At 69.8% G+C, this 22,252-nt stretch carries 19 protein-coding genes; 7 read left to right on the top strand and 12 right to left on the bottom strand.

Going from position 1 to position 22,252, the window contains the following annotated elements; genetic code table 11:
• Nucleotides 1–29: 29 nt before the first annotated feature.
• The 4 genes from ACIOHP_RS29125 to ACIOHP_RS29110 form a co-directional block, all read right to left on the bottom strand.
• Nucleotides 30–4,043, bottom strand: coding sequence for a CHAT domain-containing protein (locus ACIOHP_RS29125; RefSeq protein WP_401892082.1), 4,014 nt, complete (start codon nt 4,041–4,043; stop codon nt 30–32).
• Nucleotides 4,044–4,133: 90 nt separating this feature from the next.
• On the bottom strand, nt 4,134–4,820 hold the full coding sequence (locus ACIOHP_RS29120; protein WP_401892080.1) for a hypothetical protein: 687 nt from the start codon (nt 4,818–4,820) through the stop codon (nt 4,134–4,136).
• Nucleotides 4,821–4,875: 55 nt separating this feature from the next.
• A complete protein-coding gene (locus ACIOHP_RS29115; RefSeq protein WP_401892079.1) occupies nt 4,876–5,043 on the bottom strand; it encodes a hypothetical protein in 168 nt (55 codons plus the stop codon).
• Nucleotides 5,040–5,306, bottom strand: a complete 267-nt coding sequence (locus ACIOHP_RS29110) for a hypothetical protein (protein WP_401892077.1) — start codon at nt 5,304–5,306, stop codon at nt 5,040–5,042. The genes ACIOHP_RS29115 and ACIOHP_RS29110 overlap by 4 nt, the downstream gene beginning before the upstream one ends.
• Nucleotides 5,307–5,654: 348 nt before the next feature.
• Here ACIOHP_RS29110 and ACIOHP_RS29105 point away from each other — a divergent pair, with 348 nt between their 5' ends.
• The 4 genes from ACIOHP_RS29105 (at nt 5,655) to ykgO (ending at nt 8,199) form a co-directional block, all read left to right on the top strand.
• Entirely contained in the window at nt 5,655–7,151 is a 1,497-nt protein-coding gene (locus tag ACIOHP_RS29105) for an XRE family transcriptional regulator (RefSeq protein WP_401892076.1), read from the top strand.
• Nucleotides 7,152–7,566: 415 nt separating this feature from the next.
• Nucleotides 7,567–7,731 carry a 50S ribosomal protein L33 gene (gene rpmG, locus ACIOHP_RS29100; protein WP_266833770.1) on the top strand — a complete coding sequence of 55 codons (165 nt, stop codon included), beginning with the start codon at nt 7,567–7,569 and terminating at the stop codon, nt 7,729–7,731.
• Between the two features lie 47 nt (nt 7,732–7,778).
• On the top strand, nt 7,779–8,039 hold the full coding sequence (locus tag ACIOHP_RS29095; RefSeq protein WP_401892074.1) for a type B 50S ribosomal protein L31: 261 nt from the start codon (nt 7,779–7,781) through the stop codon (nt 8,037–8,039).
• A gap of 37 nt (nt 8,040–8,076) precedes the next feature.
• Nucleotides 8,077–8,199, top strand: coding sequence for a type B 50S ribosomal protein L36 (gene ykgO / locus ACIOHP_RS29090; protein ID WP_046258531.1), 123 nt, complete (start codon nt 8,077–8,079; stop codon nt 8,197–8,199).
• 130 nt (nt 8,200–8,329) lie between these two features.
• Here the strand turns inward: ykgO and ACIOHP_RS29085 are convergent, their stop codons facing one another.
• The 5 genes from ACIOHP_RS29085 to ACIOHP_RS29065 form a co-directional block, all read right to left on the bottom strand.
• On the bottom strand, nt 8,330–8,740 hold the full coding sequence (locus ACIOHP_RS29085; RefSeq protein WP_401892072.1) for a VOC family protein: 411 nt from the start codon (nt 8,738–8,740) through the stop codon (nt 8,330–8,332).
• Nucleotides 8,741–8,793: 53 nt separating this feature from the next.
• Complete coding sequence (locus tag ACIOHP_RS29080; RefSeq protein ID WP_401892071.1) at nt 8,794–10,002, bottom strand: PP2C family protein-serine/threonine phosphatase; 1,209 nt, start codon at nt 10,000–10,002, stop codon at nt 8,794–8,796.
• 251 nt (nt 10,003–10,253) lie between these two features.
• Nucleotides 10,254–11,912: a catalase gene (locus ACIOHP_RS29075; RefSeq protein ID WP_401892070.1), complete on the bottom strand. Its 1,659-nt coding sequence runs from the start codon at nt 11,910–11,912 to the stop codon at nt 10,254–10,256.
• Nucleotides 11,913–12,267: 355 nt separating this feature from the next.
• On the bottom strand, nt 12,268–13,737 hold the full coding sequence (locus tag ACIOHP_RS29070) for an FG-GAP-like repeat-containing protein (RefSeq protein WP_401892068.1): 1,470 nt from the start codon (nt 13,735–13,737) through the stop codon (nt 12,268–12,270).
• A gap of 303 nt (nt 13,738–14,040) precedes the next feature.
• The gene (locus ACIOHP_RS29065; protein WP_401892066.1) at nt 14,041–16,038 is read right to left on the bottom strand and encodes a GDSL-type esterase/lipase family protein; all 1,998 of its coding nucleotides are present in this window, start codon (nt 16,036–16,038) and stop codon (nt 14,041–14,043) included.
• 306 nt (nt 16,039–16,344) lie between these two features.
• Between ACIOHP_RS29065 and ACIOHP_RS29060 the strand changes: the two genes are divergently transcribed.
• Nucleotides 16,345–17,391 carry a hypothetical protein gene (locus tag ACIOHP_RS29060; RefSeq protein ID WP_401892065.1) on the top strand — a complete coding sequence of 349 codons (1,047 nt, stop codon included), beginning with the start codon at nt 16,345–16,347 and terminating at the stop codon, nt 17,389–17,391.
• Nucleotides 17,392–17,497: 106 nt separating this feature from the next.
• Here ACIOHP_RS29060 and ACIOHP_RS29055 read toward each other — a convergent pair whose 3' ends face one another.
• Both ACIOHP_RS29055 and ACIOHP_RS29050 read right to left on the bottom strand, forming a co-directional pair.
• Nucleotides 17,498–18,370 (bottom strand): alpha/beta fold hydrolase, encoded by an 873-nt coding sequence (locus ACIOHP_RS29055; protein WP_401892064.1) that lies wholly within the window; start codon nt 18,368–18,370, stop codon nt 17,498–17,500.
• Nucleotides 18,371–18,635: 265 nt separating this feature from the next.
• Nucleotides 18,636–19,259 carry a GyrI-like domain-containing protein gene (locus ACIOHP_RS29050; RefSeq protein WP_401892062.1) on the bottom strand — a complete coding sequence of 208 codons (624 nt, stop codon included), beginning with the start codon at nt 19,257–19,259 and terminating at the stop codon, nt 18,636–18,638.
• A 165-nt stretch (nt 19,260–19,424) separates the two neighbouring features.
• On the opposite strand from ACIOHP_RS29050, the gene ACIOHP_RS29045 reads away from it, so the two are divergent.
• Nucleotides 19,425–19,634 (top strand): hypothetical protein, encoded by a 210-nt coding sequence (locus ACIOHP_RS29045; RefSeq protein WP_401892060.1) that lies wholly within the window; start codon nt 19,425–19,427, stop codon nt 19,632–19,634.
• 197 nt (nt 19,635–19,831) lie between these two features.
• On the opposite strand, the gene ACIOHP_RS29040 is transcribed toward ACIOHP_RS29045, so the two are convergent.
• Nucleotides 19,832–20,227, bottom strand: coding sequence for a DUF3662 domain-containing protein (locus tag ACIOHP_RS29040; protein WP_401892059.1), 396 nt, complete (start codon nt 20,225–20,227; stop codon nt 19,832–19,834).
• A 417-nt stretch (nt 20,228–20,644) separates the two neighbouring features.
• Between ACIOHP_RS29040 and ACIOHP_RS29035 the strand changes: the two genes are divergently transcribed.
• Nucleotides 20,645–22,129 carry a ricin-type beta-trefoil lectin domain protein gene (locus ACIOHP_RS29035; protein WP_401892057.1) on the top strand — a complete coding sequence of 495 codons (1,485 nt, stop codon included), beginning with the start codon at nt 20,645–20,647 and terminating at the stop codon, nt 22,127–22,129.
• Nucleotides 22,130–22,252 lie beyond the last annotated feature (123 nt).

The following is a 22,252-nucleotide window of genomic DNA, read 5'->3' as shown; positions in this document are numbered from 1 at the left end:
TCCTGTCCAACGGTACGGTCTGAAGGGGTTCAGCTGTCGAGAAGGGCCGCAACGGCCTGTGCCTCACGCACGTCGAAGAGCGCGTGCAGCCGGGCGAGCGTCGTGCGGATGCCGAGGTGGCGGACCAGGTCGGCGTAGACGCTTCTGTTCCTGGTGAGTTGGGCGTCCTGTGCGTCCGGCTGGTGCAGGTGCAGGGTGGATTCGGCGAGTGCTCGCAGGGAGCCATCCATGAGGTGTGGCCGGTCCGTTCGTTCGGCGAGGGTGAGCAGGACGCGCGCCAGGGCGCACAGGCTCTCGGCGGCTCCCGCGTCCGCGCCGGCTTCGCTGAGGATGTGTCCGGCCCGCTCCAGCAGTCGGCGGGCGTCCTCCAGGTCGTAGTCCAGGTACGCCACGACGCCGAGGTGGTGGAGGTAGCGGCCCTCCGAGTCTCTGGCACCACGTCGTTCGGCGCTGGCCCGGCATTCACTCCAGCGTGTCCTTGCTGTGTCGAGGTCGCCCGCGTCCCTGGCCACCACGGCGAGCAGGTTCAGTGCCAGTTCGTGGTCCTCGATGTCACCACTGCGTTCGGCGAGCGCGAGGTGGTGCTCCGCGACGGCGCGCGCCGTGACGACATCCTTCTCCATGAGTGCCGCGTACACCAGGTAGGAGTACGCGCGGAGCATTCCGTCGGTGTCGCCGATCCGCTCGTGCTGGAGCAACGCCTCGCGGGCGTGGACCTTGAGCTCGTGCGGTTGCTCCAGGCGCAGGTAGACGTCGGCGACCACCAAGGTCGTCGCGGCGATGCCGTGCCGGTCGACGGGCTCCTCGCGGTCGTGACCCAGCGCTTCTTCGAAACACCGCAACGCGTCGGCGTACCGACCCTCGTCGATCGCCAGGCGGCCCCGCTCGGTCAGCCGTGCTGCCTGGGTACGACGGTCACCGGGTCCCCCGCGCAGCTCGTCGGCGCGGTCCAGATGCCATTTCTTGGCGGCGAGTTCGCCGCGCCGGTCCGCGCGCAGGGCGAGCGAGTGGTGGATGCGGCTCATCTCCTGGCGGTCGCCCAGCTGTTCACTGAGGGTCAGTGCCTCCTGGAAGTGGGCGTCGGCGAGGTCGTGGCGGGACAGGCTCGTCTCGGCGAGACCGAGCCGGTGCAGGCTCTGCACGATCGCTGCGGTGTCCCCTGCCTGCCGTCGGATGGCCAGGGCGCGCTCGTGGGCCGCCACTGCGGCGGCGACCTGTCCGGTCTCGTGGTCGCAGTCGCCGATGCCTTCGTGGGCGTCGGCGGCGAGGAGGGAGTCGGGGGGCACCAGGGTGAGGGTTTCCCGCGACAGCGCCCTGACCTGGTCGAACCGTCCTGCGACGAAGTGGCGTCTGCACAGCAGTCCGGTCACGCCGATGAACTCGTCGGTCATGCCCGCTTGCCCGGCGTGGTACCTGGCCTCGTCTGCGGCGTCCACGTCGGCGGCCCGTTCCAGGTCGCCGGTCCCGAGCTGGGCAAACCAGTGAGAGGTGGCCCCTCGGTGTGCGAACCGCCGAGCCTGTGGGGCGAGTTCAGCGAGGTAGGCGCTGATCCAGCGGGGCACGGTGAAACGCCGGTCCGGGTGGGGTGCCGAGGACGCGGACGGGGACAGCAGTCCCGCAGCGACGAGTTCGCCGAGCACGTCCGCCCCGTCTGGACGCGGTGGTGCGGGACGCGCGCGGCTCATCGCCGCCGCCATGTCCGTGGGGGACGTGCCGACCGTCAGGAACGCCTGGGCAGGCACCGGCGTACGGAACACCGAGGCCGCCATCAGGGCGCTGCGGGTGTCGGGGCGCAACTGGGACCATAGGGAGGGCAGTTCCGCGTCCTCGGCCGCCGTCATAGCGGCCTCCCGGAGGACCGCGCCCAGCCCCTGCGCCGCCACGGACCGCACGTGCTGTTCGGCGTCGTTCACCCCACGGGCGTGCAGTACGTCCGTGAGGCGCGGCCATATGTCCGGGCCGGCCGCATGTGGGGTTGCGCGCAGCAGACACGCCGCGAAGCCGAGGGCCCGCGGGTGGCCGCCCAGCGCGTGGGTCAATCGGTCGAGGTCCTGGGGGCGCAGAACGGACAGTCCCGGTATCCGCCGCGCCAGGTAGCGGGCCTCGGCCTGTGGCAGGGGCTCCAGCCGCAGGGTGGCCAGAAGGTTGTGGTGGTCTTCCGGCCCGGGCGCGTGCGGGTGTGCGTGCAGGTTCAGGGTCAGGGGGGAGCGGGAGGTAATGACGAGTCGCCGTTGTCCGCCGTTACCGGACGACGCCCAAGCCGTCAGGAACAGGGCCTTGAGGGATTCTTCCGTGTCTGCCCGGGTTCCGGGCGGGCGCGAGACTGCGGAGAGGGTGCGTGAGTCGAACAGCACCAGTGGCGGGGTGGACGGGTGGGTCGTCGGGGTGGCTGGGTGGTCGGCGTGGGCGTCGAACCATTCCCGGGCGCGGCGCACCCGCTCGGCCTCCGGCAGGCCTGGGGCGCGCAGGTCTTGCGCCGCCTGGGGGTCGACGCGTCCGGTGAGAGCCCGCATCATCCGCGTGAGGGATTCCAGTGCCGAGGTCCGGTCGTCCAGGTGTGCGATGCGCTGCCGCTCCACACTCTCTCGGGCCAGGAATTCCTCGACGAGTGCCGTCTTGCCAGTGCCCCCGAGCCCTGTCACTTGCACCGGTTCACCTGCCTGCCGGTACTCGCGCAGCAGCCACTGGAGTTCCCGGCGGCGGCCCACCCGGTCGCGAGAGTCGTTCGCGGCGTCAGCTGTGGTGCCGTCGGTCCTGCCGGACTCGTCCCGTGCGCGGGCAGCCGTCGGGGCCTTGCCGCGCAGACCGGTGGGCCGGCCTGCGGCGTACAGGGTGGGCGTCCCCCACTCCGCCGGGGGCAGCGGCCGTTCCTGCCCGCCCGGCCGTACGTGGAGGGCTGCGGGCGGTGCGGAGCGACGGTGTTGCTCCAGCTCCTGCCGGACTTGGGCGACCGTGCGGGGGAGCGGGGATGTCGGGTCCTCGGCGAGGCGCTCGTAGAGGCGGGCGGCGAAGTCCGTGGCGTACGCGTCGCTTACCTCTGCCGTCATGGCGAGTACGGCAGGGAAGCCTGCCGAGGCGAAACGCTCGGCCAGGCCGGGCAGTTGGGCGGTGTGCTGTGATCGGCCCGGTGCCGAGAGATCGGTGCGGGGCGTGAAAGGGCCGTGGGAGGCGCCGAGTGCCGAGGCGCAGGCCGACAGCATCAGCAGACCGGGTCGCGGCATGGTGTCGGGGAACGCGGCGACGAGCCGGTCGAAGGGCACGAGGTCGGGCTCGCCCGTGCTGCCCTCCAGACACAGACCGTGTTCGTAGCCGTGACACGACAGGTGCACGATGTCGAACGCGTCGCGGTGCACAGCGTCGCGCAGTGCGTGCCAGCTCCCTTCCCCCAGCAGCTCCAGCTCCAGCTGGCCGTCGTGGTCAGTGGCGTCGAGCAGCCGTCGTTGTTCAGCCTCGATGTCGAGACGGGCGAATCCGTATTCCTCGGGGGCGGCGATCATCGCCAGCATCCGCAGCGTTCCCTCTTTGACGTCCTGCCCCTGGCTCTCCAGGCCGTGGCCGGTGCCTGGCGAGGCCGAACGGTAGAGAGCCACTCGTGGGTCCAGGGCCAGCGGTGATCTGGTGCCCGGATGGCACAGCGCCTCCCACGGCAGGTCTTTGAGCGGTGCGTCCACGACGTGGATGCCCACGCTGTGCGCGGTGTGCGGGCCGGGAACGTGGCGCAGCAGGTTCTCGAGGGTTCGGCCCACCGGGCCGTCCAGGTAGGTGCGGGTGAGGGCGGCGCCGGCGGCGACGAGGTCGGCGTGGGAGGGATCCGTGCGGGCGGTGTCGTCCAGCGGACGCAACGGTGCTGCGGCCGCCGCGGCGGACCGGGTGTGCCAGGACCGCAGCACCCAAAAGGCCTGGTCGGCCGCGTGGTCGGGCACGCCGGCCGGTTGACGCACGATGCCCGCACGATGGGGCAGCCGGAGGGTCACCTCGGTGCTGTCGATGTGCAGGACGGCGTCGGTGGAGGGGGAGGCGGCAGGTAGGGCGTGGGACGGCATGGAGACTCCGTGGGTGCCGACGGGGCGTGCCGCGGCGGATCGTGAGGGGGCCGATAGTGTGCGCGGCCGTGCCGTACGGGGGCGTGATGTTCAGTGGGCCGGAGCGCTGGGTGAGGCGACGGCGGGTGCCGACGAGGAAGGCGAGACGGCGGTGGCCGGTGCCGGTGTCTTGTCCGCCGTATCCGCTTCGGAGGTCGCAAGGACCAGGCAGAGGGCACCGAGCAGCGTGATCCCGCACCCCACGAAGGTGTGGACGCGGGCCCTGCGAACGCCCGCACGGACATCCCACGCGTACATCAGGGCCGCCAGGCGGCTCACGCGGGCGTAGTCGTCGGCCACCCAGGAGGCGGCCTGGCGACGGGCTGCGGCCAGGGCCTGTCGGCGCGGAGGGTCGGTCTCCGCCGCGAGCAGCCGGGTGACGTCCTGCAGTGCCCGCCGGTGCCTGGCGCGGTCGTGGTCGAAGTCGGGCAGCGCGGTGGGGCCTTGGCGTGCGGACGGGCCGAGGAAGAGCTCCGGTTCGGCCTCGACGGCGGCCTTGATCTCGGCGAACCGCGGGCTGTCGAGGTCCTGGTAGGACACCAGACGCGGCATGAGGGCCTCGCTCGTGACCCACAACGCCCAGCCCACGCCGAACAGGGCGATCGCCAGTCCGGCCAGCGCGAACAGCAGCCGGCCCGTCGAGGCGGCGGAGCGCATGGCGGTCAGTGGGACACCGGCGAGCAGGACGGCGCCCACGGCGGCCAGGGCCGCGAGCATCCACTTCGCCGTGGCCCGCATGTCCGGGACCGCGTCGATCGGGGAGGAGCCGGGAACCGGTCCTCGACCTGGAGGGTCAGCCGTCGGGGTCGTCATCGTGGCCCTTGAAGAAGACGGTCTGTACGTCGTCCACCGGGGCGCTGATGCCCTCGTCGCCCATCACCTGCCAGTGCCCGTCGAGGTACACCTCGGGTGCGGGACCGGTGTAGCGGACCTCGCCCTCCTGGGGAGCGGAGGCCGTCACGACAGTGCCTCGGCGACCATCCGGTCCATCTCCCGCTGGGCGTGCGGGGGCAGCCCCAAGTACAGCGGGGACTGATACCGGCGGGCCCCGCGCACGGCGCGGTCCTTGCCCGCGTCGAGTAGTTCGTCCGCCAACCGCGACATCTCCTGGCAGATCTCCGCGCGCCCTTCGGGTGAGTTGCGTACGGCACCGCGTAAATGGGAGCGCACCAGGTCGTCGATGAGCGCTTCCAGTTGCTTCTGGCCCTCGGACTTGAACAGCACGACTTGTCCCCCTCATTATGTTCTGCCGGTTGTGTCCTTTGATGTCGTGTCCATTGATACGGCAGGCGTCGGTGGGCGGCGGGGCATTTTGCACGACGGTTCGGGCTGTGCAACGGCTCTTGCCGCATTGCCTTCCTTGGGCTAACGCCCGGCTGACACTCTGGTGTGATGGCGTACACCACCTCGCAGTCACCGCCCCGATCGCCGTTCCCTCCGGCAGCGGCCATCGGGGCCCGCGGGCGTGTGGCGTGGCTCTTACGGGTCAATCGGGTCCTGGGATCACGCGGCACGGATGCCTCCCTGCCCGCGTTCGCCGGCGCGTTCGCTGGCGGTTCCTACAACAAGCCGGTGAGTGTCAGCGCACTGTCCCGGTGGGAGACGGGGCAGGTCCCGGTGCCGGCGGCCGCGGTGAGCCGGTACGAGGAACTGCTGGCGCTTCCGCGTGATCTGCTGGTGACCACGGCGCGGACCACACTGCGCTATCTGGCCTCCTCGGCACTGACCCGGCCGCCCTTGCCGAGGACGGGCAAAGGGCTCGAAGCCGCCGCCGACCGGGCCCAGGAGCTGGTGGAGCGGGCGCTGTCACGGGATCTGATGCGCGGTGAGGACTGGGCCGAGCTCACCGAGGCGCTGTGCGAGATCGACCGGTTCGCGCTGCTGCCCGTATCCGCTTGGACCCAGATGACCGAGCGGCTCGTCGCTGAGATGGTCATCTCCGATGACGTGCCGTGGATGGCTCGGTTCGAGGCGCTGAACCGGCTGCTGAACCAACCCAGGGCCGCGCAGCACGCGATCGCCGTCTGCGCCTCGCTGGCTCGCGACAGCTCCAACTACGCGGCGACGGAGGTGATCTGCGCCCTCGACAACACCGCGCACCCGGACGCCGCCGCCCGGGTCCTGGCCGAGGTCAGCCGGCCGAGCAGTCAGCGCGCCCTGGAGGGAGCGGTCATGGCGTGCATCCGCAAGGTCGACTACCGGCACTTCACGGCACCGCAGGTGCGCCGTCTCGCCCAAGCTGTCGAGGACATCGGCCCCGGTTGGGATCTCTTCGGTCAGATGCAGGCGCTGTCGAGCGTCTTGTACGAGTTACCCGGGGTGGTGCCGGCGGAACGGGGTCGGCCGAGCCCATCCGCGACGGTCGTGCGCGACGCCGGTGTCGCACACTCTTCCTCCAGCCGTCCTCGCGTCCACCGAACTCCCCCTGCCGGGCTCATCGCCGCGATGCCGCCCACCGAACTGGCCGCCGTGGCACGACGGATCCTCCGACACGTCCGCCGCGGAACCGGCCCCGACCGGACGGACGCCACGCTGTCCCTTCTGGTCACGGAGATGTTCTGCCACCCGGTGTTCGACGTGCGCCTGCACACCTCGCTCCTGCTGGCCGCGACGCCGTACCGCAGGCCGCTGGCGGACGCGGCCGTCGCGGAGCTGTCCCGCTCGCGTATCGCCGCGACCGTGTCCTGCGCCCTGCCCGTTCTCGGCGCCCTGCGGATCATCGGCGACGCGCGTCACCGCGCGAGCGTAGAGAGGCTCGCCCTCACCTCCGGACTGCCGCGCGCCACCATTTCCGCCGCGGTGCACAGCCTGGGACACATCGACGCCCATCCAGGCGACGACGCCTTCTTCACCCGCGCTCTCACCCACTACGCCCGCCAGTGGGCCCAGCGTCGGGACCCGGTCGCAGCCACCACGCTGAGCGGCCTGGTCTACGCGATGGGCCGCGCAGGCCGTACTGATCTGCTCCGCGATGTCCGCGACCGCGCCGAGCACCCCCTCACCGCCCGGCAAGCGGCCGCCTGGTGGCTGAACCTCTCCATCCACACCCGGGCGAGCTCACTGACCTGAACGTCTCGAAGCGCGGCGGCCCCGCCCGACGTCGCCGTTCCCGCCACCGTGCCCTGCCAGAGCGCCGACGCCTGCCGTCGTCTCCGAGTCGGGAATGCCGACGGGGGCGGGTGTGTTGAACGCGGCGTGGGAGTGAAGGGGACAGTGTCCCCGGGCCTCATTTATTGCCTGCGGGGACGATCGTCCGGCTGAAGCCCCGTAGAGCCTTTCGCCGCGTAGGCGACCGCCCCTTCACCCCATGTTTCTTGGCCGTCGTCCAGGCGGGTAAGAACACGCGCCCGGGTTACGGCCGCACCGCTTCAGCCCGTACCGAGAGCGGTGACCGTCGGGAATGAGGAACCGGCCGACGTTGTTACAGAAAGCGTCTGACATGTCCGAGTCAATTAGCTCGGACGGTGGGCGGAAGGAGCACCTCATGGCACGCAGCACCACACGCGCCGTCGTCAAGCTGAAGTCGACGGCCGGTACCGGAGTCACCTACGTGACCCGCAAGAACCGTCTGAACGATCCCGACCGAATGGTCCTGCGCAAGTACGACCCGCAGGTCGGCGCGCACGTCCTCTTCCGAGAAGAACGCTGACCCCGACTTCGCGGCTCCCCATTCGGCAGCATCAGAAAGGCCACCCCATGAGGCACGGAATCCACCCCGTCTCCCGCCCGGTCGTCTTCCGCGACCGCGCGGCAGGCTTCCAACTGCTCACCCACTCCACCCTCCACTCGGAGCGCACGGTCGAGTGGGAGGACGGCGGCACGTACCCGGTCGTCGACGTCGAGATCTCGTCGGCGAGCCACCCGTTCTACACCGGCACCTCACGGGTCGTGGACACCGCGGGCCGCGTGGAGCGCTTCCACAGGCGCTATGGCGCCACCACTCCCGTCCGCGCCTGACAGCGGACCTCGTTCGATCCCTCGCAAGGAGACGGCTATGAAGGTGCGAAAGTCCCTGCGCTCGTTGAAGGCCAAGCCCGGCGCCCAGGTGGTGCGCCGACGGGGCGTCACCTTCGTGCTCAACAAGAAGGACCCGCGCTTCAAGGCCCGCCAGGGCTGACGGCCTGAGCCGCGACATGATCCGGCCCGGCACCGCAACTGCGGTGCCGGGCCGGACCCATGCCGTGTCCAGAGCCGGAAGCGACGGGGCGTGATCGGCTACCCCGTGCCCAGGGATGTGACGCCGTCCGCTACCCCTGCTCGGGCCAGGTGAGGCCCTGATCGGTCCAGACCACACCCTTGTTGCGGCAGAGGCAGAAGGGGTGGCCGATGGGGTCGGTGTAGACGCGGAAGCCGTAGCCGTCGGGGTCGGTGCAGTCCCGCTGCAGGGTCGCGCCGAGGGCCAGGACGCGGCGCTGTTCGGCCTCGATGTCGTCGACTTCGAAGTCGAGGTGGAACTGCTTGGGGTGCTCGGTGTCGGGCCACTGCGGAGCGCGGTAGTCATCCACCTGGACGAAGGCCAGTTCGAGCTCGCCGAACTGGATACCGGCCCAGTTCTCGTTACTGCTCTGCTTGACCGGCAGTCCCACCACCTCGGAGTAGAAGGCTGCCAGCTTCATCGTGTCCGGGCAGTCGATGATGAAGTCGGTGAGTCGTAGCATCCCGTGATCTTGCCATAAGACCAAATGAGTCGGCCTTCGAGACAGGTCCTGGCTCATTCCGCGTCTGGTTCCGTCGGCGGCCTCCCGTGCCATTGGCAGGACAGGACGGTGGCGTCGTCGTCCAGCCGGCCGTCGTGGTGGTCGAGGACGGCGTGGATGAGGCGGCGCAGGGTTTCCGCGACAGGCAAGCCGTCGGCGTGGTGGCGGATGATGAAGTCGGTGAAACGCTCCACGCCGAACAGCTCACCGTTCGTGTCGCGGGCTTCGGTGATGCCGTCGGTGAACAGCAGCAGCCGGTCCCCGGGCTCGAGCTGGTCGACGCACGCGTCGGCTCGCAGGCCGAACCCGGCGCCCATGGGACCGGCCGGTGCACAGCGCAGGGTGGTCACCCAGCGCCTGCCGCGGATGACCACCGGCAGCAGATGCCCGCGGTTGACCCAGCTCAGCTGTCCGGTGGTCAGATCGAGGGCGGCGAGGATGCCGGTGGCGTAACGGCTGTGGCCGAACTGCTCCACCAGGGCTTCTTCGATGGCATGACTGGTGGCGGCGAGAGGACTGCCCGAGCGGCGGTGGCTGCGGCAGGTGGCCATCGCAAGCGACGCGGTCAGGCCGGCGGCGGTGTCGTGGCCCATGGCGTCGAAGACCGCGAGGTGCGCGACGTCGCCGGCGATGGCGTAGTCGAAGGCGTCGCCGGCCACCTGATAGGCGGGCTCCATCACAGCGCTCACCGTGAGGCGGTCGTTGGCGAAGGTGCGCGGCGGCATCAGCGCCCACTGCATCTCCGCCGGCACGCTCATGTGCCGGGTGCGGGTGAGGCGGGCGTGGGCGTCGCTGTTGCTGCGCTTGGAGATCAGCAGCAACCCGGCCATCGAGGCCAGCGCCCGCACGACGTCCAGGTCGGGGAGGGTGGTCGGGCCGGGGGCCGGGTCGACACGCAGCACACCCAGGCGTTCGGTGCCGTCGAGCACAGGGGCCCAGCAAGCGCCACCCACGGGCGCGGTGGTGATCTGTAGCGTCCGGTAGGCGCGGCCGGGCAGCGTGCCCTCAATACGCGCCTCCTGTCCGCCGCGACCGGCATCCGCTCCGACACCGGTGACCTCCCGCACCACGTCCTCCTGCAGGTCCGCCACGAACAACCGCGCTCCGCCGGTACCCACGCCCCGAGCGGCTGACTCGAGAAGCCCGGGAAGTTGCTCGAACGTCGCTGTGTGGCTCTCCTCCAGCAGTCGGCTCAGCGCCCGTCCGAGCGCTTCGGCGCTCACAGCCGCTGCCCCTCGCCACGGCGCCGGCCGGTTGTGCACCGGCCCGTTGCGGCCCGTTCCGTTGCGGTCTCCGACCATGAAGACGGCACCGTGGGGCGCGGCACTCGCAGGCGGGGGCGCCGGTCACGGTCCGCTGTGGCCGTGGTCGGCACCCTCGCAGCAGTCCGGCTGGTCGGTCGTTTCATGACGGTGCCCCAGTTCGGGTGCGGTGCGGTGAAGGGGCTGGGTGGACAGCCCGATGGGTCAGCCGGTCACCGGGTCACCACGTGCCGTTCGTCCGGTACGCAGTGGGTCATGGTCAGACCGGAGACGTCGCGGGGCGGGTTGTTCCCGAGGTGCTCCAGGCGCTTGCGGTCCTCGTCCGTCAGCGTCTGGCCCGTCAGCGGCTCCAGATGCGCCACGTCGGAGGGGGCGATGCCCAGCCCCTCGCCGACCCGCAGCCCGAGGTCGTTCTCCACCATCAGGAAGTGCCAGACCATGCGCTCTTGGACCGTCCGGTCGCACTGGGAGATCAGACTGACGAAATTGCGCACCAGGTCGTCCCGTTCCCACTCCTCCATCAGCAGGTAGCGCTGACCGGCCTGGAGGTAGTCGTTGGTGCGCGGGATCCGCTTGCGGGTCAACCGCCCCCGGATCTCGGGGCCTTGCTCGTCGTGGGCCGGGTACTGGGACTCGCGCAGCCCTCCAGTGATCGACGGCTCGTAGTTGACCTCCGGGTTCTCGTTCGCCGCCCGGTTGTCGTACGCCATGAAGCCGTCACGCTGGTTGGTGCGCACCTCCGCGTTCTTGGCCTGGTTGACCGGCAGCTGGAGGTAGTTCGGGCCGACGCGGTAGCGCTGGGTGTCGCTGTAGGAGAAGGTCCGCCCGATCAGCATCTTGTCGTCGGAGAAGTCGAGGCCGTCGACCAGGACGCCGGTACCGAAGGCGATCTGTTCGTTCTCGGCGAAGTAGTTGTCGACCGTGCGGTCGAGGACCAGGCGGCCGACCGGTTTGGGCGGGAACTCCTGCTCCGGCCACGTCTTGGTGTCGTCGAGCGGATCGAAGTCCAGCTCCGGGTGCTCGCCGTCCTCCATCATCTGCACGAGCAGCTCCCACTCCGGGTACTCGCCCCGTCGGATCGCCTCGTACAGGTCCTTGGTGGCGTGGCCGAGTTCGTCGGCCTGTACGTTCGCCGCGTCTTCCTCGGTCATGCTGCGTACGCCCTGTTTGGGCATCCAGTGGTACTTGACGAGGACGGTGCGGCCCTCGGCGTCGACCCACTTGTAGGTGTTCACACCGAAGCCCTGCATGTGCCGGTAGTCCGCGGGGATGCCCCGCGGGCTGAAGAGGTTGACCAGCATGTGCATGCTCTCGGGGGTCTGCGACATGAAGTCGAAGATGCGGGAGGGCTTCTGTTCGTGGGAGACGGGGTCCGGCTTGAGCGCGTGGATCACGTCGGGGAACTTCACGGCGTCACGGATGAAGAAGACTCCCAGGTTGTTGCCGACCAGATCCCAGTTCCCGTCCTCTGTATAGAACTTCACGGCAAAGCCGCGCGGATCGCGGGCCGACTCGGAGGAGTCGCGGCCGCCGATCACCGTGGAGAACCGCACCGCCACGTCGGTGCGCCTGCCGCGCTCCTGGAACAGCTTCGCCCTGGTGAACTGGCTGATCGGCTCGTCGCCCCAGGCCCCGTACGACTCGAAGAAGCCGAAGGCGGTCACACCGCGCGCGTGCACGACACGCTCCGGTATCCGCTCGCGGTCGAAGTGGCTGATCTTCTCCAGGAAGTGGTAGTTCTCCAGGGTGGCCGGGCCGCGCGCGCCGACCGTGCGCTGGTTCTGGTTGTCGTAGACGGGGTGCCCCTGCCGGTCGGTGAGGACCGGGCGGGGGTCGTCCGAGGGGGATCCCATGCTCGATACGTCGGTCACGGCGTTCGGCTCCTTGCAGCGTTTCGGCGTGCCATGACGTGAGTCCCGGCACGCCTGCGGGCAGGACGGCGGAGCCCAAGTACCCACGTGCCGCGCTCTCACCCAGGAGGGTCCGCGGCGGGCGCGCGCGATACCGGGGCGTCGCCCTCCCGGCCCGGGCGCTGGTGGCAGCCGAGCGTGGGGCACGACGCGGACGGCGGCCTCTTGGACGCCCTCGTCCGGCTCCACCGGACGTGCGGCCCGGTACGCTCCGGCCTCGGATTCGACCGGCTCGCCCTCGTCGCCGGGCAGGCCGAGGCAGAGGACTGGCCGATGGCGTGTGCCAGCAGCTCTACGACGGCCTGCGACCGCCTGATTACTTGCCGAGAACGGATCCGAAGTAGGCGTTGTCCTGCGACGCGCCGAGCGCGGCGGCACCGAAGGACCAGGAACCGCTGGTCGTCACGCCCGACGCCGTGCCGTCGAGCACCCAGGCGAAACCTGCGGAGTCGTTCTCGTAGGGAGCCGTCGTGACGAGTTCGGCGTGGCCGTCGCGGTCGGAGTCGACCAGCCGCGCCTGCGCACCGAAGCGGTCGCCCGCCTCGGACGCACCCGGCACGCCGGCGGTGTTCTGGTTGAAGTTCTGCGCGCCAGCCGTCCCCAGTCCCCGTGCCGAACCGCGCAGCAGCCACACCGCGCCCGCGTCCGCCAGGTCGCCGATGCTCTCGCCCGGGGAGCCGATCGCCAGGTCGAGGTAGCCGTCGCCGTTGACGTCGCCGAGGCTGAGGTCGGCCCCGAACTGATCGCCGACTTCGGAGCTGCCTCCGAGGCCGCCCCTGCCCTGCTCGAAGATCTGATCCGGCGTCTGGGGGTGGGAGCCGAACAGGCCGTCCGGGCTGCCGTAGCGCACGGAGACAGCGCCCGGGGACAGGTCCCACTCGCCGTGCTCCAGGATGCGGGGGTCGCCCAGCACGAGGTCGGGGTATCCGTCCTTGTTGATGTCACCGGAGACGCCCACCGAGCCTCCGGCGAAGGAGCGGTCCAGTTCCAGTCCGTCCGCCGAACCGCGCAACAGCACCGAGTGGCTCTGCACGAACTCCAGCATCGGCGCGGTGCCGGTGATCACGAGATCGGCATAGCCGTCCTTGTCGTAGTCGGCGCCGGTCAGACCGCTGGGCCGGAAGCCGTCCTGCGTGGGCAGACCGTAGAGCTGCTCGGGGTTCTCCGGCGTGCGGGAAGCGCGGAAGTCGTGCACGTAGACGGAGTCCTCCGCATTGACGTGGGCGAGTTCCGGGCGTCCGTCGCCGTCGACATCGGCGGCTGTCAGCCCGCTGCCGTAGGACTCCCTCGCGCTGGGCTCGCCCAGGGTGTTGCTCTCCAGCCACGAACTCGTGCCGGTCAGCCCGCGGGCCGAGCCCCACAGGACAGTGACGCTGCCCGCGTCGACGGCGTCACCGATGTCCTCGCCGGGCACTCCCACGGCCAGATCGGCATATCCGTCACCGTCGAGGTCCGCGGACGTGACGGCCGCGCCGAAGGCGTCATGGGCCTCCGGGCTGCCGGGCACCCCTGTCGAATTCTGCGTCAGGACCACCCTTTTAGCGGTGTCGACGCCCTGGGGTGAGCCGTAGAGCACGGCGACGAACCCGGCTCCCGGCTTGCCGCCCACCGTCGCGGCGGGTGCCGCGGTCACCAGATCCGCATAGCCGTCGCCGTTGAAGTCGTCGTGGGCCACCGCGGTGGCGCGCTGGGCGCCCTGTGCCGCCCAGGCGGGCCCGCCGGCGATCGCGGTGCCGGTGACGCCGAGCAGGGCTACCGCCAGGAAAGCGGCGCGTGTGGAGCGCATGGAAATCCCCCTTGTGTGGCGCTGCGTCGATGCCGCAGCCTCATCAACCGGGCAGCACGCCGTGCCGGTCACGCACGGCTCGCCGCCCTTGCCACAGATCAGACCGACGACCTTCAACAGAAGTTGTACGCCCAGCAGTTGCGGCCGAGTCCTGTGGCACGGCTGTGACAGTGGCCATGGATCGATGACACACCCGAGGCCACCAACGACAGGCCGTCGGGGCCGCCGGGGCTGGGCCGGGCGTCCGCGCAGGCAGCGGAGGCGTCCGCCTGCGCGCTGCGGTCCGGAGGCCCCGGCCCTGCCTCACATCCCGATCCGCGCCGCGATGACCGGTGCCAGCCGGTCCGCGATGACGCGGTGCCCCTGGTCGTTGGGGTGGACCGAGTCCGTCAGGTCGCCCGAACCCAGCCAGCCGGTGGTGTCGACGAAGGAGACGCGGGTGTCGCCGCCGTCGATGGCTGCCTTGACCGCCGCCTCCGTCTGCGGGACGTAGCGGCCGCGAAAGGTCTCCAACGCGAAGATCCACGCCTGCGGGTACGCCGCGCGGACCTTGCGCAGCAGGCTGGTGTACGCCGTCTGGAACTGCGCGGAACTGACCGCGTGACCCACGTCGTTGGTGCCGAGGTTGATGACGACCGCGTTCGCCTGATAGCGGGAGAAGTCCCAGTCGGGGGTGTCCGCGTTCGGGTTGAGCTTGGTGAACCGCCGCTCCAGGCCGACGCATCCGTCCGAGGCGGCGACCAGACATGCACCGCCCTGGGCGATCTGGGTGTGCTCGGTGCCCAAGCGTTCCCCGATCAGCCAGCCGTACGCGGTGCGGGCGTTCTGCGACGACGTCGTCCCCACCGTGATCGAGTCGCCGACGAACTCGATCAGCTTGCCGGGCGCCGGAGGTGCGAACGTCGTGGCGCCACTGTCGAGGACCAGTCCCTGAAAGACGGCGTCCCCCCGATAGGAACCGGCGACCACCTGGTAGTTGACCTGGAGGGTGTGGTTGCCGGCGGACAGCGCGGAGGGCGTCAGGTTCACCGTTCCCTTGACGTCGTCGTAGAACTTCACCGGGCCGTTGTCGATCCTCGCCCAGAAGTCGATCGTCCCGCGCTGCTTGAGCTGGACGGTCCGGCCGGTGAAGCCGACCCTGTAGTAGGCGCCCGCCCAGTACGGGGTGTACGCGGTGGAGGTCCTGGTGTCCCAGCGGCCCACGAACTTGATGTTCGGGTCGCCGGGCTGGCCGGGAGCGGCCGCCCGGGTGGACGCGGGGTCGCCGAGCCGGGCGGCGATGACGGGGGTGAGCCGGTTCGCGAACTTGGTGTGGCCCGCCTCGTTGGGATGCCCGTTGCCGTCCTCGTAGTCGGTCCCGTCGGTCAGCCAGCCCGTGGTGTCGACGTAGTGCACCCCGCTGTCACCGGCGTTGGTGCGGGCGGTGACAGCCGCCCTGGTCTCGTTGACGTAGCGCTTCTTGAGCGTCTGCACGGCGAACAGACGCGCGTTGGGGTAGGTGGCGCGCAGGTCGGCGAGGAACTTGGTGTACGCCGACTGGAAGGCGGGGCCGGTCACTCCGTGGCCGATGTCGTTGGTGCCCAGGTTGATGACGACAGCGTCCGCCCGGTAGCGGGAGAAGTCCCAGTTCTGGCTGCCCGTGCTCGCCGTCCTGAAGAACTGCGTGCCAAGGCCCGTGCATCCGGACTGGGCGACGAGGCAGTAGCCGGACCGGGCGATCTGGGTGTGGCGCGCCCCCAGTTGCTCGCCGGTCTTCCAGGCGTACGAGTCCAGTGCGAGCCGGTCCGTGAGCGCGCCGGCGGTGATGGAGTCGCCGACGAACTCGACGAGCCGGGACGGGGTGCTCGGCGCGACCGTGCGCGCACCGGGGTCCAGCACCAGGCCCTGGAAGACGGTGTCGCCGGACCGGTACGAAATGCGCAGGGTGTGGGTGCCGGCGGACAACGGCTGGGGAGTGAGGTTCACCGTGCCGCGCACGCCGGCGTGGAAGACGTCGAGGCCGCCGTCGATGCTGGCGTACAGGTTGACCGCGTCTCTCGCCTTGACCTTGACCGTGGTGCCGGTGAAGGCCGTTTGCAGGTAGGCGCCGGTCCAGGAGGGCACCGCTGTCGTGCCGGCGCTGGTGTCCCAGCGCCCGACGTAGCCGATGTTGGGGTCGGAGACCGAGCCGTCCCCCGGTGCGGCCTGGGCGGGGGAGCTCCCCGTCCAGGACAGCAGGCAGGCGACGAGAACGGCCGTGACGAGCGAAGGGAGGGTACGGGTGAGGTGGCGTAAGCGGGTGATGTGGGGGGTGGTCTGCACGGGGATCCCTTTCAGCATGGGGTGGGAGCGCTCCCAGAGGCAGCTTCTCGAGAGAAGCAATGAAACGGTTCAGCGTCAAGGGTTCGCGTGAGGCGGGCAACTCACCGGCAAGCACGAGAAGTTGAGCGGGCCGATCTCCGCCGCTCACCGAGACGCACCCCTTCACAGAGCGTCAGTCGCCGCACTGCTTCGCAAAAATGTTCGCTTCGGCGCGCATGGACACACCACGGATGGGCATCGGTCGCACGTGTCCCACTCCTTTTCGCATGCCTCTCCAGGCACCCGATCGACGAGGACGAAGAACTGATGAGAAGACCCGGCTTACGAGCCGTAGTCGGTGTACTGATCCTGCTGTTGCTGCCGCTGTTCGGCCCGAGCGGCACTGCCGCAGCCAAGCCTGTGACCGACCCGGTTTCCACCGCACTTCCGATCTCCTACCACGCGGACATGGCCGTGGACGCCGTGCACCGCAGGCTCTTCATCGCCGACATCGTCACAGGTTCCGTACTCGTGACGGACTTCGACGGCAGGCTCCTCAGGACCCTGAAGAACAAACCGGGCGCGGCGGATCTCGTGCTGTCCCCCGACTCGCGCACGCTGTACGTGGCGCTCAGCGGCGGCGACGCGATCGCCGCCGTCGACACCGCCACGTATCGGGAGAAGGCCCGCTACGCCACCGGTGACGGAACCGCGCCGCTGCGACTGGCACTCGCGGGCGACACCCTGTGGTTCAGCTACGGATCCGACTGGGACAGCAACATCGGCTCCCTCGACCTGAGCGGCGCCCGTCCGACCGTGCGGCTCGCTCTGGTGCCCTGGGGCACCTGGGCCGGTCCGCCGATGCTGCTGTCCTCGCCGTCCGCGCCCGGTGTGGTCATCGCCGGCGAGCAGTACCTGTCGTCGGCGAACGTGACGGTGTACGACGTCAGCTCGGGCCATCCGGTCGTCCGCACCAGTCAGGACAACCCCGGTGGTGTCGGCAGCGTCGTCGATCTCGCTCTGTCTCCCGATGCCGCCACCCTCTTCATCGTCGGAGGCTACCCGTACCACCACCTGGCGTTCCGGCTGGACGACCTCTCCGTGGTGCACACGTATCCCACGACCAACTACCCGAACGCGGCCGCGGTGTCCGTCACCGGTGAGGTCGCGGCGGGCATCGACAACTCGTACGGCCAGGACGTCTACCTCTTCCGGACCGGCGCCGACACACCGTCCCGCGTCATCGACCTGGAACCGGGAACCGGCCGGTGGCTACGGGCGCACGGCCTGATCTGGTCCCCGGACGGGACCCGGCTGTTCGCCCTGACCGGCGAGTACGGCGCGAACCTGACCCTGCACGTGATCCCCGCGTAGCAGCCGCGCACCCGACGCGCCCGGCGTGACACGGCGACGAGGACGAAGGACCGCTGCTGCGGAGACCCAGTGGCGGTCCCGCCACACCCGGTACCGGATCCGAGGCTCAACTGGCCGGAGCCGGGCGCAGGAAGTCGGTGAGCGCGTGGGCCAGGGCATCGGGTGCCTGTTCTGCGACATGGTGTCCGGAGTCGACGCCGTACCCATGCACGTCGGTGGCCCATCGCTGCCAGATGGCGAGGGGGTCGCCGTAGAGGTCTTCCAGGTCGTCCTTGAGCGACCAGAGGATCAGCGCCGGGCAGGTGACACGCGCGCCGGCTGCCCGGTCGGCCTCCTCGTGCCCGCGGTCGACGGTGAGGCCGGCCCGGTAGTCCTCGAGCATGGCCCGCACCACGTCGGGATCGCGGGTGGCGTGCCGCCACTCGTCATAGTTCTCCTGTCCCATGACCTCCGGTTCACCGTGGTACCAGCTGTCGGGATCGGCGGTGATGACCCGCTCGGGAATGCCCGGCTGCGCGAAGAAGAACCAGTGCCACCACTGCGTGGCGAACTCGGCCGTGATCCGCGACAGATGCTCCGTCAGTGGCAGGCAGTCCAGAAATGCCACCCGGGACACGGTTTCAGGGTGGTCGAGCACCAGGCGCAGAGCCACGCTGCCCCCACGGTCGTGCCCGGCGAGCGCGAACCGCCGGTGCCCGAGGTGACGCATGACGGCCACCACGTCGTCCGCGACCGCGCGTTTGGAGTAGCCCTCGTGATCCGCGGTGAACCGGGGGCCTCTGGAACGCCCGTACCCGCGCAGGTCCGGGCAGACCACCGTGTGTCCTGCTGGCACCAGTTGTGGCGCGACCCGATGCCATGTGGCCGACGTGCGGGGGTGACCGTGCAGGAGTACCACCGGCGGACCTTCGCCGCCGAAGCGAACGAAGAGGGATGCCTCCCCGACGTCGACCTGCGCCTCCTCGAATCCCTCGAACACCCCAGCCTCCTCCTTCGGCCCGGCATAGGCCCCGCCGGCACCTGCGGGGCGGCACGACATCTGCCTTCCCGGTGCCCCGGACAGCAACTGGCACGCGTGTCGCGGCAGGAGGAGAGGCCAGGTCCGGCTCACGAGGCAGCACGTGTGATCCGGTAGGTGACCCTCATGGCCGTCTCCTGGTCCCGCGCGGGCGGCGACGGAGTCCCCGCGCGGCGAGCTTCCGCGGCAATCGTGCTCACCGAGCGAGTTGAGGGCAGCCTGGTAGCTACCTGTCGAGGCGTTCGGCCGGCTGACGCAGGATGGTCTTCAGCTTTTCGGGGGCGGTCTTGCGGGGGTCGCTGAGGTAGATCTCGTGATGCAGGCCCGATGGCCGCAGGCCGTTGGCGGCGAGGTAGGTGTGGTGGAGTTCGTGCAGCACGGGTGCCTCGTCGTCGTAGGAGCCGATGTGCAGCACCTGGGCGCTGGAACCTTCGTGCAGGGTGAAGTGTCGGAGCTGCGAGATCGTGGGGAGCTTCTTCTTGGACAGGGCGGTCTGCTTGGCGTCCTCGATCATCTCTTCGGTGATCCAGGGGGGCATGTTGATGAGCATGGTCCAGTTCCAGGTGTCCTTGGCTCCGCTGGTGAAGGCTTCGGGCCGGTCCGCCCACCACAGCCCTTCCAGCGGAGCGACGACGAAATCGCCGCCCGCCGTGCGCTTGCTGGCGAACTTGAGGGTGTAGGCAACCGCGTAGAGGGCCTCGACCGTGCTGGCGTAGACGGGCGCCGTGTTGGGGTTCCCCGTACCGTCGATGGCGATGAACTGTTGTTCGGGAACGTCCACGATGGCCCACACCGTGTTCTTGGGCGCGTAGAACTCTTTCCGCTCTCGCTTGACGTCGTACGGCGCCATGCGTGCCTCACTTCCTGGAAGATGCGCATCGCCCGGCGATGCCCGATGACGACCTTCGGGCACGTGAGCGAGGCTGACGGGATGTCAGTGGCGGGCGGCACGATCGGGAGAGACGTGACTCGTGCCCTGTTTCGAGCTGCCCTGTCCCATCCTGCCTACCCGGGCGTGACACGCCACCACTTTGCCGAGCTCGTCTTCGCGCTGGCGCCGCGCTGGGAAGTCGCCGATCTGCGACCCCGGCGGCCACCGAAAGCGGCCATCACCACGGCGGCACCGCACCACAGCTTCGCGCTCTCCGCGGACTCCTCCACCACCGACAACGCTTTGCCGACGCCGGTCGGCACCCTCGTACCGGCCTGCCGCGTCACGGCTTGATCGGCTTCGCCGAGCCCCGCCGGCCATCTCATGAACTGCGGATATCCCGAGGACCGCGCCCTGTACCCGTGATCAGCTCCCTGCCTGCCGTATGGTCGTCGCTTCTCATCCGGACAGCGCACCAGCGCGCGAGCAGCGCCGCATCCGACTGACCGACGCGAGCGAGAGCAGCGCCGGTGAACACCGGCGACGGCCCGTCAGCGCAACTGGAACCCATCGGCCCTGACGTGAGGCATGACCCTGCTGGTCACGCGGTACCGCCGGTTGGGGACGTCGGGGGACCTGGTGACGTGCACCACCAGCGGCCCTGCCCATTCGTACCCCTTCTTCTCGCCGTGCCCCGCCAGCCTGTCGGTGAGGACCTGCCCCACGCCGACGCCGTTACGGCTCAGCTCGTCATGGACGTGCTCGGCGAGCTCGACGTCGTACGCGTTGGGTACCACCACTCGGCTGCGACTGCACACCACGGCTTGGCTGTCGCACTCACGCCGTAGCGCGTCGACCACCTCGACCGGTTCCTTCGGGAAGATCTGTGCCAGCAGCGCTTCCTCGACCCTCTCCAGAGTCCGTTCCCATCCCGTCAACGTGCCCATCCGACTCGTTTTCCCCTTCCGCTTCCAGCCGAGCATCACGACCCGGGCACGACCGAGTCCTCGTGCTCGGCCGTGGTGTCCGCGTCCCCGTCGCGGGTGTCCGCGACACGGCGGATGACTCCTCTCGATCGGTGCCCCGCTCTGTGCATGTGACCGTCCGGCCCGCCGAACGGCAGCCTTCGAGTCCGACGGGCCATGGACTGCTCGGGGTCCGACGCAAAAGTCTGTCGTGTTTCGGAAGCGTCACGGGGGTTGTCACAAGAGCGGGCGTCGTGCGAGTGTCCGGGCAATGGTTACGTAACCATGGCCGGTTTACAGGGGTCCAAGTGTCTGTATCCGGACCCTGGTTCATCACTGCCTCGGCTCAGGTGACGAACCCGCACTCCGCCCTCCGCGATTCCCGTCACTGGAGACGACATGACCGAGACCTCGACGAGGTCGAGAAGACTGGCCGCTGTGCTCATGGCCGGCTTCGGCGCGACACTCATGTTCCTGACCGCCCCCGCCCCCGCCCTCGCGCAGTCGGCCGCCGAGACGTCGGCCGCGTCGTACGCGCCGGCGAAGCCCGTGACAAAGGGCGGTACCAGTGACTTCCGCGGGGTGAACTGGGCAGACCCGCGCGACAACTACGCCAGTGACGCGGTCGTGCCCAGCGGGCTGAAGGTGACCGACGACTACCGCACCGTGTACCGCACCACGGGCCACATGGTGCGCGGCTTCAAGAAGAACCTGGGCGCCAACACGCTGCGACTGCCGATCAACCCGGCAACCGTGGGCACCAACTGGTGGAAGTCGTACCGGGCGACGATCGACGCGGCCACGGCCTACGGTGACAAGGTCATCGTCAGCTACTGGGAGGCCGACAGCAGCAAGGACGGGTTGGTCGACGACACGGCCGCCTGGAAGAAGATGTGGAACACCGTGGTGCGGGAGTACAAGCACAACCCGCGGGTCTACTTCGAGCCCATGAACGAGCCGCACGGCTACACCCTGGATCAGTGGGTGTCCGTCACCAGCGGCTGGCTCGTCCAGCACAAGGACGTCCCGCGCGGCCGGGTCGTGATCAGCGGCACCGGCTACAACGACAACGTCACCGGTGTCGGCGCGGCCCGCGAACTGCGGGGAACGCTGCTGTCGCTGCACTTCTACGGCTTCTGGGCCAGCCACACCCAGCAGGCGGACTGGACCGCCGACCTCGAGGCCCGGATCGGCAAGTACGCCGGCCGGACCATCATCGACGAGGCCGGCTCCCCGATGACCACCGGCCTGAACTACGGCGCGTGGAACGGCAACATCTACACGTCCTACCTCGCGGCCGTCACCAACACCGCCCGCAGCAAGGGAATGGGACTGGTCTACTGGCCGGGGCTGAGGTTCGGCGACGCCTACTCGATCGAGTCGCTGGACGCCGCGGGCAACCTGGTGGACAACAACGCCAGCGGAGTCGCGCAGCTGCGCTGGGGCTACGGCTTCGGCAAGACCCCGCCCGTCAACGACCTGCCGCCCGCGCCTCCCGGCGAGGTCCTGCGCGGTGTGGGCTCCGACCGCTGCGTCGACGTGCCCGGCTTCAGTACGACCAACGGCACCCAACTCGACCTCTGGGACTGCAACGACGGCGGCAACCAGTCCTGGAACTGGAACGCGGACAAACAGCTCACCGTCTACGGCAACAAGTGCATGACGGTGGGAGGCACCGGTGCCACGGCGGGTGACCCCGTGATCATCACCGACTGCACCGGCGCGGCGGCACAGCAGTGGAACCTGAACGCGGACCTCACGGTCACCAGCGTCGCCAACCCGGAGCTCTGCCTGGACGCGGCCGGAGGCGGCACCGGCAACGGCACGGCGGTCGATGTCTGGTACTGCAACGGAAGCAGCAACCAGCAGTGGACCAGGAGCTGACGCCGGCACCTGTTCCCGCCGACTGCTGACCCAGTGATCCACACCGTACGGGCCCGGCGAGCACTCGCCGGGCCCGTACGACTCAGTACGCCGGCGGGGGTGCCGGGCGCGGGCCTCCGGCGT

This window comes from Streptomyces sp. NPDC087859 (genome assembly GCF_044742595.1).
GTDB lineage: Bacteria > Actinomycetota > Actinomycetes > Streptomycetales > Streptomycetaceae > Streptomyces > Streptomyces canus_F.
Note: the sequence above shows the minus strand (reverse complement) of the source record. Positions and strands in the feature narration are given on the sequence as shown.